The sequence below is a fragment of the Polynucleobacter sp. AP-Jannik-300A-C4 genome (genome assembly GCF_018688335.1).
Taxonomy (GTDB): domain Bacteria; phylum Pseudomonadota; class Gammaproteobacteria; order Burkholderiales; family Burkholderiaceae; genus Polynucleobacter.
This window is the reverse complement of the sequence record NZ_CP061316.1, coordinates 647,828-662,057: the sequence shown is the minus strand read 5'-3', so window position 1 is coordinate 662,057 and position 14,230 is coordinate 647,828. Positions and strand designations below refer to the sequence as shown.

At 47.6% G+C, this 14,230-nt stretch carries 12 protein-coding genes; 5 read left to right on the top strand and 7 right to left on the bottom strand.

Features of this window, described 5'->3' with window-relative positions; translation table 11 throughout:
- Positions 1-34 precede the first annotated feature (34 nt).
- Positions 35-1,795 (bottom strand): 23S rRNA pseudouridine(2605) synthase RluB, encoded by a 1,761-nt coding sequence (rluB, locus tag FD975_RS03470; RefSeq protein ID WP_215303139.1) that lies wholly within the window; start codon positions 1,793-1,795, stop codon positions 35-37.
- Positions 1,796-1,801: 6 nt separating this feature from the next.
- Complete coding sequence (gene scpB, locus FD975_RS03465) at positions 1,802-2,533, bottom strand: SMC-Scp complex subunit ScpB (protein WP_215303137.1); 732 nt, start codon at positions 2,531-2,533, stop codon at positions 1,802-1,804.
- A 202-nt stretch (positions 2,534-2,735) separates the two neighbouring features.
- Between scpB and FD975_RS03460 the strand changes: the two genes are divergently transcribed.
- Together FD975_RS03460 and FD975_RS03455 are read left to right on the top strand one after the other, a co-directional pair.
- Entirely contained in the window at positions 2,736-3,650 is a 915-nt protein-coding gene (locus FD975_RS03460; protein ID WP_215303136.1) for a patatin-like phospholipase family protein, read from the top strand.
- A gap of 57 nt (positions 3,651-3,707) precedes the next feature.
- Positions 3,708-4,667 (top strand): hypothetical protein, encoded by a 960-nt coding sequence (locus FD975_RS03455; protein WP_215303134.1) that lies wholly within the window; start codon positions 3,708-3,710, stop codon positions 4,665-4,667.
- 9 nt (positions 4,668-4,676) lie between these two features.
- Here FD975_RS03455 and FD975_RS03450 read toward each other — a convergent pair whose 3' ends face one another.
- The 5 genes from FD975_RS03450 to FD975_RS03430 all read right to left on the bottom strand — a co-directional run bounded on the left by FD975_RS03450 (position 4,677) and on the right by FD975_RS03430 (position 11,142).
- Positions 4,677-5,360 carry a C40 family peptidase gene (locus FD975_RS03450; RefSeq protein WP_251371408.1) on the bottom strand — a complete coding sequence of 228 codons (684 nt, stop codon included), beginning with the start codon at positions 5,358-5,360 and terminating at the stop codon, positions 4,677-4,679.
- A gap of 136 nt (positions 5,361-5,496) precedes the next feature.
- The gene (locus FD975_RS03445; RefSeq protein ID WP_215303132.1) at positions 5,497-7,176 is read right to left on the bottom strand and encodes an ABC transporter ATP-binding protein; all 1,680 of its coding nucleotides are present in this window, start codon (positions 7,174-7,176) and stop codon (positions 5,497-5,499) included.
- Positions 7,173-8,198, bottom strand: a complete 1,026-nt coding sequence (locus FD975_RS03440) for an ABC transporter permease (RefSeq protein ID WP_215303130.1) — start codon at positions 8,196-8,198, stop codon at positions 7,173-7,175. The genes FD975_RS03445 and FD975_RS03440 overlap by 4 nt, the downstream gene beginning before the upstream one ends.
- A complete protein-coding gene (locus FD975_RS03435; protein WP_205621331.1) occupies positions 8,195-9,259 on the bottom strand; it encodes a microcin C ABC transporter permease YejB in 1,065 nt (354 codons plus the stop codon). The genes FD975_RS03440 and FD975_RS03435 overlap by 4 nt, the downstream gene beginning before the upstream one ends.
- An 11-nt stretch (positions 9,260-9,270) precedes the next feature.
- Positions 9,271-11,142 carry an extracellular solute-binding protein gene (locus FD975_RS03430; protein ID WP_215303128.1) on the bottom strand — a complete coding sequence of 624 codons (1,872 nt, stop codon included), beginning with the start codon at positions 11,140-11,142 and terminating at the stop codon, positions 9,271-9,273.
- 50 nt (positions 11,143-11,192) lie between these two features.
- Between FD975_RS03430 and fabI the strand changes: the two genes are divergently transcribed.
- From fabI to FD975_RS03415, 3 genes are read left to right on the top strand one after another with little or no spacing between them, the layout of a single operon-like run.
- A complete protein-coding gene (gene fabI, locus FD975_RS03425) occupies positions 11,193-11,978 on the top strand; it encodes an enoyl-ACP reductase FabI (protein ID WP_215303126.1) in 786 nt (261 codons plus the stop codon).
- Complete coding sequence (chrA, locus tag FD975_RS03420; protein ID WP_215303124.1) at positions 11,975-13,300, top strand: chromate efflux transporter; 1,326 nt, start codon at positions 11,975-11,977, stop codon at positions 13,298-13,300. The genes fabI and chrA overlap by 4 nt, the downstream gene beginning before the upstream one ends.
- 31 nt (positions 13,301-13,331) lie before the next feature.
- Positions 13,332-14,216, top strand: a complete 885-nt coding sequence (locus FD975_RS03415) for a MaoC family dehydratase N-terminal domain-containing protein (RefSeq protein ID WP_215303123.1) — start codon at positions 13,332-13,334, stop codon at positions 14,214-14,216.
- Positions 14,217-14,230: the final 14 nt, after the last annotated feature.

The following is a 14,230-nucleotide window of genomic DNA, read 5'->3' as shown; positions in this document are numbered from 1 at the left end:
AATTATAGCCGATTTAGAGGAAAACTGATAGAAATCAGAAGCTTTCGCTTGGATTTCGAGGTTTTCTAGGGCCTTTATTGAAAGGTTTGCGCCCTTTTGGTGCCCCACGCTTAGGGCCATTTCCAGGACTTTGAGGGCTTGCCGTCACAAAAGCAGACTGCCCGTGATGCACTTTCTTACTCTTATTGCGGTTTTGACCCTGGCCACCCTGTCCACCGCCTTGACCGCCCTGACCACCTGCTCCAGGACGACCACCCTGGGTACGACCCCGGAAAGGACCCCGGCCTTCACCCTGTCCACCGCCACCAGGCTTGCCGCCTCTGCTTTGATGGGTTAGGGCACCATGACCGCTGGCCTGGGTGAGAGCATCCCGTGAACCCCAGTAAGAAACTGAGGTTTGCATTGGATCTGGCTGAAAGTCTTCGCCAGCAGGAGATCGGCGATCGCGACCTTGAGGATTTGGATTGCGGCCTTTATCTTGTGGCTGAGGCATTTTTAATCCTGCAAACTTCATCAGGTTATAGATACCACCAGCTTCAATCTCTTCCCACTTGCCACGTCTCAAGCGTGGGGGCAATAAGAAAATACCGTAACGAGTTCGGATTAAGCGCGATACCGTGTGGCCAACAGCCTCAAACATGCGGCGAACCTCGCGGTTGCGGCCTTCAGTTAATGCAACGTGATACCAACGGTTTGCACCTTCCCCACCACCCATGGAAAGACGTAAGAATTTAGCTTGGCCGTCATCTAAGGTGATACCACTCTTTAATTGAGTCATATTTTCTTGGCTCAGGTCACCCAGAATACGAACAGCGTACTCACGCTCAACACCATAACGAGGATGCATTAAGCGATTGGCTAGCTCACCAGAAGTGGTGAATAACAGAAGACCTTCAGTATTAAAGTCCAGGCGCCCCACTGCAATCCAGCGCCCTTGACGCGGCTTTGGCAAACGATCAAATACGGTTGGACGACCTTCCGGATCGGATTGACTCACGATCTCGCCGGCAGGCTTGTGATACATAATCACACGTGGTGGCTTAGTCTGAATCTTGCGATGTACTGGCTTGCCATTAATTCTTACTTGGTCAGTGGGTCCAATACGTTGACCGATATGTGCCGGTAAACCATTTACGGATACGCGCCCTTGAATAATCAAGTCTTCCATATCGCGACGTGAACCCATACCGACATCAGCCAGTACCTTATGCAACTTCACAGTATCTTCGTCGTCAGCATCGTCGTCCAAACCGTCTAGGTCGGACCACACTTCATCACGCAAGCTCAGCGGTAGATCATCGATATTTGCGAATTGCAAACTACTCATCTCATCATCGCTAGGCATATCCGCATCATCATCATGACGCACACGTTGTGCACGGCGCTCTGCACCAGTCTGATGAGAAATCTCATTCTCATTTAGACCATCAGGATTTTTAACCTCAAGCACTTCAGGTGCATCTAATGCAGCATCGAATTCTCCAGATACCACTGAGGCAAACAAAGCTTCACTCTCTGCTGGATTTGGCGCAAGCTTAGCGGATGCATTATTGCCTCCCTCGCGCTGACCACCAGACTCACCGCCCTCACGACGAGGCCGATCTTTATTAAATGGACGTTTCTTATTAAAGGGGTGCTTGCTGGCACCTGCGCCCTGACGGCGTGGGCGACGTTGTCCGCCTTCGCGCCCCTCGCCTTTTACACCCTCTGAATTATTAGATGTAGACTCAGAGCCAGAGGAATTATCCGAAGTAGGTTTACTCGGAGATGAATCGTTTTCGTTTTGACTTGTCATTAATGATTATTTTTGTTCGTCTGATTTGTCTTCAGGCTCTGGAGTAACTTCTTCTACTTCCTCTACTTCTTCTGCTTCTTCTGCTTCTTCCACTTCTGCACTTGTCTCGTCGCTGGTTGACTGAATAATCGGTTGACCGTTTTCATCCAACTCAATAACTGTTTCAACTGTAGCGCTTGGATCAAACTCCATTACCGCCTGACCTAGGTGCTCCGCTGCAGCCATCGGCGCAGCATCTTCCAACATCGGCAAGCTTTGTAAATTAGTAAGGCTTAAATCATCTAAGAATTGTTTGGTGGTGGCGTATAAACCTGGGCGGCCAACCGTCTCTTTGTGACCAATAACCTCAACCCAACCTCGATCTTCTAACTGCTTCATCACATTGCTACTAACCGCAACACCACGGATCTCTTCAATTTCTCCACGAGTCACTGGTTGGCGATAAGCAATGATCGCTAGGGTTTCCATTACTGCACGGGAATACTTCGGCGGCTTTTCTGGAGTTAAGCGATCAAGATATTCACGCATTGCTAAGCGGCTTTGAAAACGCCAGCCAGTTGCAATATGCACCAATTCCATGCCTCTGTCTTCCCAGGCTTTTTGAAGCTCTAAGAGGGCATCATCAATTTCACCAGATGCAATATCCTCAGCAAATAAGCGCGTCAAATCTGCAACTGTGAGTGGTTCTTGCGCGCACAAGAGAGCTGTTTCAATTACGCGATTATTGTGATCATCCATAAAATTCGGGCTACCAGGTCAGGACCTGATGAGGCTATAAAAATGTATTTCCGTAATGGGTTGGCGGTGTTCTGGTGGCGCTGTTTAGCTACTACGGGCACTTTATCTCCAAAAATCCTTATGGGAGAGCTGCCCGCGCTGAAACGAAGTCTTTTTCGCTCACCGTTCGGTCATTATAAGGTAGGCTCAATACAATAGCCACATGCAAGCAAATAGAGCTCCACACCGACTTTTATCCACCGAGCTTGAACCTAGACGTCGTTTTCTAGGCCTAGGTCTTAGTTTAGGCGCCCTCATTGGGGGCTCAGGCCTTGCTGGATGTAGCCTCACGAGCAGCCGCAAACCCGTCATCGGCCTAGCTTTAGGGGCAGGCGCAGCCCGAGGCTTTGCCCACGTAGGCGTTATCAAGGCTCTGGAAGCTCAAGGGATTCGACCCGATATCGTAGTCGGTAGCAGCGCTGGTAGCGTTATTGCGGCACTACTGGCATCTGGCGCTACCGGCAATGACCTGAACAGACTCGCTTTAAATCTGGATGAAGCCACCATTGCCGACTGGGGGCTTCCTTTTGTTGGAAGATTTGGCGGCCTCATCAAAGGGGATGCCCTCCAAAATATGGTCAACCGTGAAGTGCAAAATAAGTCGATCGAGCAAATGCGCATTCCATTGGGAATTGTGGCAACTGAATTGCAGTCAGGCAAAGGTATTTTGTTTCGCTCTGGCAATACAGGTCTAGCAGTGCGCGCCTCATGCAGTGTCCCGGGAGTCTTCCAGCCTGCCGTCATTAGCGGTAAAGAATATGTTGATGGCGGTTTAGTCGCACCAGTTCCAGCAAGCTATGCAAGACAGATGGGTGCAACCCTAGTAATTGCAGTCAATATCTCCTCGGAGCCAGTTCATCAAGATGCAAGCGGAACCTTTGGCGTCATGCAACAGACGATATCTATCATGCAGCGAAGTATTAATCAGTACGAACTCAAAAGCGCTGATATTGTGATCACGCCACACCTAAAGCAAATGAATAGCGGTGATTTCAAATCCAGAAATGCAGCAATCCTCGCAGGAGAGGAAGCCGCCCAAGAGCAGATGGCTGCCTTGAAAGAAAAACTTCGATCCTAGCCCTAGGGCTAACTTCCCAAGAAGGGGTGATTGATTTAGGATTCGGTGCAATTGTTTATGAAATCCACCACCACTCTTCTTAAATTATTGATCGCAATATCCATTGCAACTCAAGCGCATTTCGCCCATGCTCAGGCAGGAGGCCAATTTACAGTCGCAGCAAACAACTATCTCAAAAAGCGCACTGATGCTTTTATGACAATCACGGGCTACTCACTAACCCCAGATGTCACCACCGGATCGCTCTCAATTACCGATAAAGGCGGAGAAAATCAAAACTTACAAATGATTTCTCTTGGGGGTGGAGACCGTATCAGCGCCAACTTTCCACTCTATCTTGAGGGCACGATTGCCTTTAACCGATATAACCCAACGTTTACCGATGGTATAGGCAATACAAACATTACGGTACCGGTCAATTGGAATGGCATTACTGGAACTGGTGGCGTTGGCTGGGACTTCCCACTAACGGATCAGCTTCGCATTCGCCCGATTGCCAACATCATGTTGGGCCACGTAGAAAGCGACCTCTCGATTGCTGGTCGCATCATAGAAAATAAAACAGGGGTAGACCTACAGTTCTTAAATGGAGGTCGTATGAATGCATATGGCCTTGGTGGCTCACTTATGTTGGACTATGAGGATTACAAGCCCGAACGAGAATACGATGCAGAATTGCGCTACACCAATATTGCGCTCAATACTTTTGATAGCTCCGCTGCCGTTCAAGGATCTGCAGACTCTCAAAGTTTAGGATTGTGGGCTCGAGCCAGATACCCCACACCACTTACCGTTTTAGAAAGACCACTACGAGCCGTCTTTGAGGTGGCACATACTGAGTTTCTTGGTCAGCTCCGCGGAGCTCTTGGTTTTGATTCACTCTCCTCTGTGGGCACTGGAGTAGAGATTGATCGCAGCGCTTCAGACCCCATGTTTAGCAGGGTGCGATTGGTATTTCGGTATCAATTTGGACAGAACGTCCGAGGAACTTCAATTGGCCTAGCGGCAAGCTTCTAAAGCAGAAGATTAAAGGCTACGAGACTTGCGTTTGAGTTTGCTCATTTCATTCAACAACTCTTGACGCTCGGCATCACCCAAGTTATCACTACCATCCAAACGGCGCGCACCATCAAAGCGCTTATCCCAATAGAGACTGCCAAGATCATCTACACGCACACTAGTTCCCTTCGATGGGGAGTGGATAAATTTATTGTCGCCAACATAAATGCCGACATGAGAGAAAGTTAAGCGCATGGTGTTGAAGAACACCAAATCACCAGGCTGCAATTCTTCACGAGTAATTGGCTTACCTACGCGACTCATTTGAGTAGATTTACGAGGCAATAAAAAACCTAGTTTGTCCTTAAAAACATATCCGACAAAACTACTTCCATCTAAACCGGATTGTGGTAACTCTGTATCCCAGCGATAACGCACTCCAATCACTTCCATGGCGCGATTAATCAGCTCATCTGATTTAACGGTAACCGAATCTGCCAAGCGATCTGACGCACGAGCAAAGTAAGACTTACCTACCTGAAACATGCTTTGCTTAGGAGTCTCTTTGGGTGCCTCTACAGGAGCTTCTTTAGATGCATCCAATGCAGGATCAACTGCCAACACGGGATGCGCAGCAAATGCGAACGCAACTAGCGCGGCCATCGACGCTTGCTTAAGCAAGGTTGGCAAGAGGTCTTTTTTAAGTGACATCAATCCATTCTAACAAAGAAGAGCTATTTCACCAAGTACCAGCTTGGAGCCTAATGTGATGTTTTAAAAGGAGTATTTTCTATTGCGGTGCATAAATACACCAATTTAGCGCCTTGCCAGGATTCTTGCTCAAAGCTTAAGTTAGCTCGGCGGCCGTGAATAGCTCTTTGGTATAGGTTTGGCGAGGATGCTGAATCATAGTCTCAGTATCACCAAACTCGACCACCCTTCCCGCTTTGAGCACCAAGACCTCATGCGACATTGCTCGAATAACAGCTAAATCATGACTAATCATCAGATAGGCCAAGTTGTATTTTTTCTGGAGCTCAGTCAATAAGGCAAGCACTTGTTTTTGAATCGACACATCCAATGCTGAAGTGGGCTCATCTAAGACCAAGATCTGTGGTTTTAGGATCAAAGCACGGGCAATCGCAATCCGCTGCCTTTGCCCACCCGAAAACTCATGGGGATAACGTGTGAGGGCAGAACGATCAATGCCGACTTCTCGAAGAATATCTAAGACACGCTTCTCGCGTTCCGTCGCAGACAAATCGGGAAAATGCACATCCAAACCTTCTGAAACAATTTGCATCACATTCATACGTGGAGAAAGTGAACCAAAGGGGTCTTGAAAAATCACCTGCAGACTTGAGCGCATAGCGCGACGTTCTGCTGGCTTTAACTTTTGCCAATCAACACCAAGTACATCCACATCACCCATGATTTCTGCGGCAGTGTCACCCAACAAACCTAAGACCGCCATGCCTAAGGTAGTCTTACCTGAACCAGATTCACCAATCACGCCAATGGTCTGACCTTGCTTGAGTTCAAAACTGACTTTACGCAAGACCTGATGACGTGGAGGTTTTTTAAACCAAGCAGCAGCTTCAGTACCAGGGTAAGAAACGGATAAGTTATCTGCCTTTAGCAGGACGGGCGCCAATGGCATCACTGGCGCCAGATCGCGCACAGGCTCGCTATTTACTAGGGCTTTTGTATAAGGATCTTCTGGGCGCTCGAACACCTGCTTGGTTGATCCAAGCTCCATCAAGTTTCCTTGATTTAATACAGCAACACGATGAGCAAAATGCTTTACCAAATTGAGATCATGAGTAATCAGGAGAATGGCCATGCCACCATGATCTTTAGACTCTTCTTGCAACTCTTTGAGTAAATCCAAAATCTGCAAGCGCAGACTAACGTCTAAAGCAGTAGTTGGCTCGTCTGCAATTAACAATCTGGGTTTGCATGCTAAGGCCATCGCAATCATGGCACGTTGACGTTGGCCACCAGACAATTGGTGCGGATAAGACTGGAAGCGTTTCTCTGGTTCCGGGATGCCAGTTTTCTTAAGTAACTCGATTGCTGCAGACATAGAGTCTGCTTTAGAGATCAAAGGTTGATATACCTGTACAGCCTCAACAATTTGATTGCCAATAGTGAACAAAGGGTTGAGTGCAGTCATGGGCTCTTGAAAGACCATGGCAATCTCACGACCCCGAATCTCACGGATATCTTGGATTGGCAAATCCAATAAATTGACCGGCTGATTGCCGGCATTCGAGTCTTTACCGCTCCATAAAATACGGCCAGATGTTTTTGCACCTTCAGGCTCAAGACGCAAGGGCGCTAAGGCAGTCAGCGTCTTTCCTGAGCCAGACTCACCAACTAAGGCAACTCGTTCCCCCACCCCAATCTCAAGATCAAGATGGTTGACAGCGAATTTCTCACGCCGACCTGAACCAAAGGAGATTGAAAAATCCTCGTAGCGAAGTAATGGCGTAATTTCTGCATTCAGTTTTGGTGCGGAGCTCATGAACGCCCCCCACTCATGGCGCCTGACTTGCGAGAATCGAAAGCATCACGCAAGGCCTCGCCCATAAAAGTAAGCAAGAGCAAAGTGGCAACCAAGACCACAAAGGTCGATAGTGAAATCCACCAGGCATCTAAATTACTTTTACCTTGTGATAGCAATTCTCCTAAACTCGGGGTTCCTGGAGGCACACCAAGACCTAGGAAATCCAAACTCGTGAGCGACAAAATCGCTGCACTCATTCTGAAAGGTAAAAAGGTAATGACTGGTGTCAAGCTATTAGGCAGGATATGACGACGCATGATTTGCAAATTCGTTAAACCCAAAGCTCTGGCAGCTCGCACATATTCCAATGCACGATTACGGAAAAACTCAGCACGCACGTAGTCAGACAAACCCATCCAACCAAATGCTGCTAGTAAGATAATCAGGAGCCAAATACTGGGGTTAAAAATAGAAGCAAAGATGATCAGCAGATATAACTCTGGCATCGCTGACCAAATTTCAATCAAGCGCTGAGAAATCAGATCAAACTTGCCGCCAAAGAATCCCATTAAAGAGCCAGTGATGATGCCTACACTCACACCAACAATAGTGAGTGCCAAGCCAAACAGAATTGAGAGGCGAAATCCATAAATCAAGCGCGCGAGAACATCGCGTCCCCGATCGTCAGTACCCAACCAGTTGTCAAAAGATGGTGGCGCAGGATTGGGTACTTTTGAAAAGTAGTTCAGTGTTTCATAGCTATAAGGTATCGGGGGATAAATCGCCCAATTACCATTGCTCGTAATGTTGTGACGAATATCGGGATCTAAAAAATCCGTTGGTGTAGCGAAGTCACCTCCAAACACTCTCTCGGGTTGTGATTTCACAATCGGGAAATAAAACTTACCTTCGTAGCGGACTACCAAAGGCTTGTCATTGGCTATCAGCTCAGCGCACATAGACAGGCCAAACAAAACCATAAAGATCCAGAGACTGGCATAACCCATGCGACTGTTTTTAAATCGATGCCAGCGACTCATGAGCCACCTCCAGCACCAAACTGAATACGCGGATCAATATAGACATAACAAAGATCCGAGATCAATTTAGTAAATAAACCGATCAAGGTGAAAAGATAAAGTGTTCCGAAAACCACTGGATAGTCACGCCTCATAACGGACTCATAAGACAGTAAACCCAGGCCATCCAAAGAAAACAGGGTTTCAATCAGCAATGATCCGGTAAAAAAGGCGCCAATAAAGGCTGCTGGAAAGCCCGTCACTAGAGGCAAGAGCGCATTACGGAAGACATGCTTCCAAAGCACTTGCTTCTCAGTGAGGCCCTTAGCCCTCGCAGTCAACACGTACTGTTTACGAATCTCCTCCAGGAAAGAGTTCTTCGTCAACATCGTAATCACTGCAAAACTTCCTAAAACTGAAGCAGTAATCGGTAAAACCAAATGCCACAAATAATCCATTACCTTCCCAATCATGCTCAACTCACTCCAGTTATCTGAAGTCAGTCCGCGCAGTGGGAAGATTTGCAAGAAACTGCCGCCGCCAAAGATGACAAGCAAGAGAACACCCAACACAAATCCCGGGATGGCATAGCCCACCAAAATCATCGTGCTCGTCACTGCATCAAAGCGGGAGCCATCCCTGACTGCCTTAGCAATACCCAAGGGTATTGAGACCAAGTAAGTCAGAAAGAAAGTCCATAAACCTATGCTGATAGATACTGGCAATTTAGAAACCACCAACTGCCAAACACTTTGGTGTTGGTAGTAACTCTGACCGAGATCAAACTGGGCAAAACGCTTGAGCATCATGAAATAGCGCTCTACTGGCGGCTTATCAAAACCATATAAAGCCTTTACCTCAGCTAAACGCTCGGCATCCACACCTTGGCGGCCACGATAGTTGCTGCCGCCACCAGAAGACTCTGCCCCACTCACTGCGGCATCACCCTTACCTTTGAGCTCCAACATCAATTGCTCAACTGGACCACCCGGCACAAATTGCACTACTGCAAAGGTGAGAGTTAAAACACCCAACAAAGTAGGAATCATCAAGAGCACGCGCTTGAAAATATATGACCACATTTGTCCTTGCATTAGCGCGCCCCTTCTTTCCACCAATTGAGCAGAATCCAAGATTCGGCGGTGTAATACAAAGGAGGTTCTGGGTAGCGCATCTCTTTACGATACGCGATTCGGTGTGTCGGGTTGTACCACTGCGGGATCACGTAATAACTATTCCAAAGAACACGATCTAAAGCTCTAGTAGCTGCACGTAACTCTTCACGGGTCTGGGCTTTGACGACTGCATCTACTAGGGCATCGACCACTGGTGATTGAACCCCAATCACATTGTCGGAACCTTTTTCTTTTGCAGCCTGACTACCAAAGCGATCCCACAATTCATTACCTGGGCTTTGTGAGTCCGGGAAACGAATGGTAGTCATATCGAAGTCGTATTCATCCATGCGCTTTTGATGCAAAGCAAAATCACTCGTCCGAATATCCACCTGAATACCCAGCTTCTCTAAGTTACGCACATAAGAAGAAATCACTCTTAAGAAAAATGGACCATCTTCGACCATCTCAAATCGGAATGGCTCGCCTTGCATATTGCGTAAAGCGCCATCTCGATATTGCCAACCAGCCTGAGCTAATAAATCTCTTGCTTTTCGCAAGTTCTGACGCAAGCTATCAGGGGCGGCAGTAGAAGGGGCAGGAGGCATCGGACCAAAAACTGCATCTGGTACCCACTTAGGATATTGCGCCTTCAGAGGTTTGAGTAATTTCAATTCTGCTTCAGTGGGTTTGCGAGGGCCATCAAAATTGGCGCTCAGATCACTATTTGTAAAGTAGCTATTAATTCGACTGTATTGCTCAAAGAAAAGCTGGCGATTTAACCACTCAAAGTCGAGCGCATAACCCAAGGCTTGTCGCACGCGCGGGTCCTGAAAAATCGGACGGCGTACATTCATAGCAAAACCTTGCATGCCTGCGCCGTTGTGATTGAGGAAAGCTTTCTTTTCTAGAGTGCCATCATTAAATCTAGGGCCAACATAACTCTTTGCCCAATTCTTGGCGCGGTACTCCACCAGAGCATCGAACTCTCCAGCCTTAAAGGCTTCTAGGCGAACAGCGTCATCACTATAGAGTTTGTAGTTCACGCGATCAAAGTTATAAAAACCGACACGGACATTAAGCGTCTTACCGCCTTGATCGGCCCAGTAATTTGGGTTGCGCTTAAAGATCATGGTCTTACCAGCTTTGTATGACTCAATCACATACGGACCGCTTGCTATCGGTAGCTCAAAGGTCAATTTATCAAATGGTGTAATCGTGCCATCGGGCTTCTTACCCCAATTACGAGAGAACACCGGCAGGGTGCCCACCATCACCGGTAATTCAGGATTACTGTTCTTGAAATCAAAACGGATTACTCGATCAGAAACCACCACCGCTTGCTTGACATCGGCATAGACCGTTTTAAATTGCGGATTAGCAAGTGAACTCATCAAAGTGTCAAAGCTGTGTTTAACATCACTAGCTAAGATCGCACTGCCATCCGAAAACTTCGCCTCTGGACGAATCCGAAAGACCACAGACATCTTGTCAGGCGCAACTGCAATATCTTCTGCGATCAGACCATAGGCACTGGAGACCTCATCCGCACTGCCTACCGCCAAAGATTCAAACATCAGCTGAGATATACCAGGGGCAGCGACACCGCGGAGCGTAAATGGATTGAATTTATCAAAGCTTGTGCGGCGATCCGGGTTAGGCAAAGTTAAGGTGCCACCTCGCGAGGCATTGGGATTCACATAGTCAAAATGGCTAAATCCATCCGCGTATTTAGGTTTGCCGTACTGAGCGATCCCCTGAGCACCCTGAGCTGAATTGACTACCACCCCAGCCAGAAGGGCTAAGAGCAGCAAAGTGGGGATTTGGCGGATGACAGGGTGCATGGGCATATATGCAACAATTGTAGATAGCAAACCACATTTGAAGCAAAGGACACGATATGGGCTTTCTCGCTGGCAAAAAAATTCTGATTACCGGCCTTCTTTCTAACCGCTCTATTGCCTATGGCATTGCCAAGGCATGTCACCGCGAAGGGGCTGAACTAGCCTTTACCTACGTTGGCGAGCGCTTTAAAGACCGTATTGTTGATTTCGCTAAGGAATTCAATACCGAGCTGATTTTTGACTGTGATGTTGGCAGTGATGAGCAGATTACTGCCCTATTTAAGGATTTGGCAAAGACTTGGCCTCAGTTTGATGGCTTTGTTCATGCAATCGGCTTTGCGCCACGCGAAGCAATTGCCGGCGACTTTTTAGATGGCCTGTCTCGTGAAGGCTTCAAAATTGCCCATGATATTTCTGCTTACAGCTTCCCAGCAATGGCTAAAGAAGCTTTACCTATGTTGCGCGACAAGTCGTCCTTATTGACTCTCACTTACTTAGGTTCAATGAAGAACGTACCTAACTACAACACGATGGGTTTAGCCAAGGCTTCACTAGAAGCCTCAGTACGTTACATCGCTGGCTCAGTTGGACCTAAAGGCATTCGCGCTAACGGTATCTCTGCAGGCCCAATTAAAACTTTGGCTGCCTCAGGCATCAAAGGATTTGGAAAGATCTTGGAGGCCGTTGAGCAAACTGCACCACTGCGTCGTAACGTCACCATTGATGATGTTGGCAATACCGCTGCGTTCTTGTTATCTGATTTAGCAAACGGCATCACCGCTGAAATCATTTATGTTGATAACGGCTTTAGCCAAGTTGTTGGTGGAATGGAAGAAGTTTGAGCGTTCCACTTCGCGAAGCCCTGAAATTTTGGGCCAAGCTCGGCTTTATTAGCTTTGGTGGGCCTGCAGGACAAATTGCCGTCCTCCATCAAGAGCTTGTTGAGAAGCGTCGCTGGATTTCTGAGCGGCGCTTTTTACATGCGCTGAACTATTGCATGCTCTTACCAGGGCCAGAAGCTCAGCAGTTGGTCACGTATATTGGCTGGCTCATGCATCGGACTTGGGGTGGTGTTCTGGCCGGCACCCTATTTGTCTTGCCTTCTCTCTTTATTTTGATTGGCCTATCTTGGATCTACCTGACTTTTGGCCAGGTTCCTTGGATTGCCGCGATCTTCTTCGGAATTAAACCTGCCGTCACTGCTATCGTCCTGCATGCAGCAGTACGTATTGGTAAACGTACGATTCACAATCAAGCGTTGCGCTGGATTGCACTGGGATCCTTTCTAGCGATATTTATATTCAACTTAGCATTCCCGATCATTGTTATCTTCGCAGCCTTGCTTGGTATTTGGGGTGGTAAGCGTTACCCAGAATATTTTCAACAAACTGCTTCTCACGATAAAGTGAGTGGGACCCATGCTGCTGCAATCATTGACGATCACACGCCCACTCCAGAGCATGCCAAGTTTTCTAGAAAAAGATTGGTATTACATAGCTCAGTTGTTACAGGACTGTGGCTTATTCCATTTATTGGATTGGCTCTAATTTTTGGATGGAAAACACTCTATCCACAGATCGCTTGGTTTTTTACAAAGGCTGCCTTTCTCACATTTGGAGGCGCTTATGCGGTTCTGCCCTATGTTTATCAAGGAGCTGTCGATCAATTTCATTGGCTCAGTGCCGGCCAAATGATGGATGGTTTAGCGCTTGGAGAAACTACCCCCGGACCACTCATCATGGTAGTAGCGTTTGTTGGCTACCTCGCTGGTCACATTCAACATCTCATTGGCAATAGCAATCCATTTTGGTTTGGCGTGCTTGGTGCTTGCGTTGCCACCTGGTTTACTTTCCTACCCTCTTTTTTCCTGGTCTTGGTCGGTGGACCACTCATTGAGTCCACACATGGCAAATTGAGTTTCACTGCACCATTCACAGCAATCTCTGCCGCTGTAGTTGGCGTCATCGCCAACCTTGGACTGTTCTTTGCCTATCACGTCTTTTTTCCACTTGGTCTTGGTGGCTCCATCTCTTGGGTTTCGATTGCAATCACCTTACTTGCAGGTTTAGCGCTATTTAAATTTCAAAAAGGGGTTATTAGCGTGTTAACCGGTTCAGCCTTAGCGGGCTTACTCAGTTATTTACTGGCAAGTTTATTGATCTAGACCCATCGCATTTAAGGCCGAAATTGGCATAATGGAAGTTATGCGAATCGAACCTCAAACCATCACCCATCTCCAGGAGTGGCTCGGCAAAACCGAAACCCTTCAAGACATCGTCACAGCAGCACCTGTCAAAGCTTTATCTGCGACGCTCGATCGTTCCGACCCTACCCCGAATGATGGAACCTTTCTTCCCGAGTTATGGCACTGGCTCTATTTTTTGCCTTGCGCCCTTCAATCTGAAATCGGACCTGATGGTCACCCTAAACGTGGCGGATTTTTACCACCTGTACCGCTACCACGTCGGATGTGGGCTGGTAGCCGAGTTCAATGGCTAGCTCCACTTGCAGTGGGCGATGAGATCGAACGCGTTTCTAAAATTGAATCTGTTACGCACAAGGCAGGTCGCACCGGTGATCTCATCTTCGTATTGGTGAAGCATGCAATCTCCAATCAAAATGGCTTAGCCTTAATTGAAGAGCATGACATCGTGTATCGCGATGCACCTGGCCCAGACGATAAACCTGTTGCACCCACACCCGCACTTACAGGCGCACAGTGGACCAAGACGATAAGGCCGGATGATGTTTTGTTGTTTCGTTACTCAGCACTGACATTTAACGGTCATCGCATTCATTATGATCGTAAATACGTCACTGAAGTAGAGGGCTATCCTGGCCTGATTGTTCATGGCCCTTTAATTGCAAGCTTGTTGGTAGATCTAGTGCGTCAAAGTATTCCAGGCTGCAGATTGAAGAGCTTTGAGTTCCGCGCAATTCGCCCTACTTTTGATATCAATCCTTTTAAAGTCAGCGCCAAACCGGATCTAGAGAAAGATCCGTCTGGAAAAACCATCTCTATTTGGGCTGAAGATCACGAAGGTTGGCTCACCATGCAAGCCACCGCAGTTTTAGCCTAAGGAATGATTTTGTT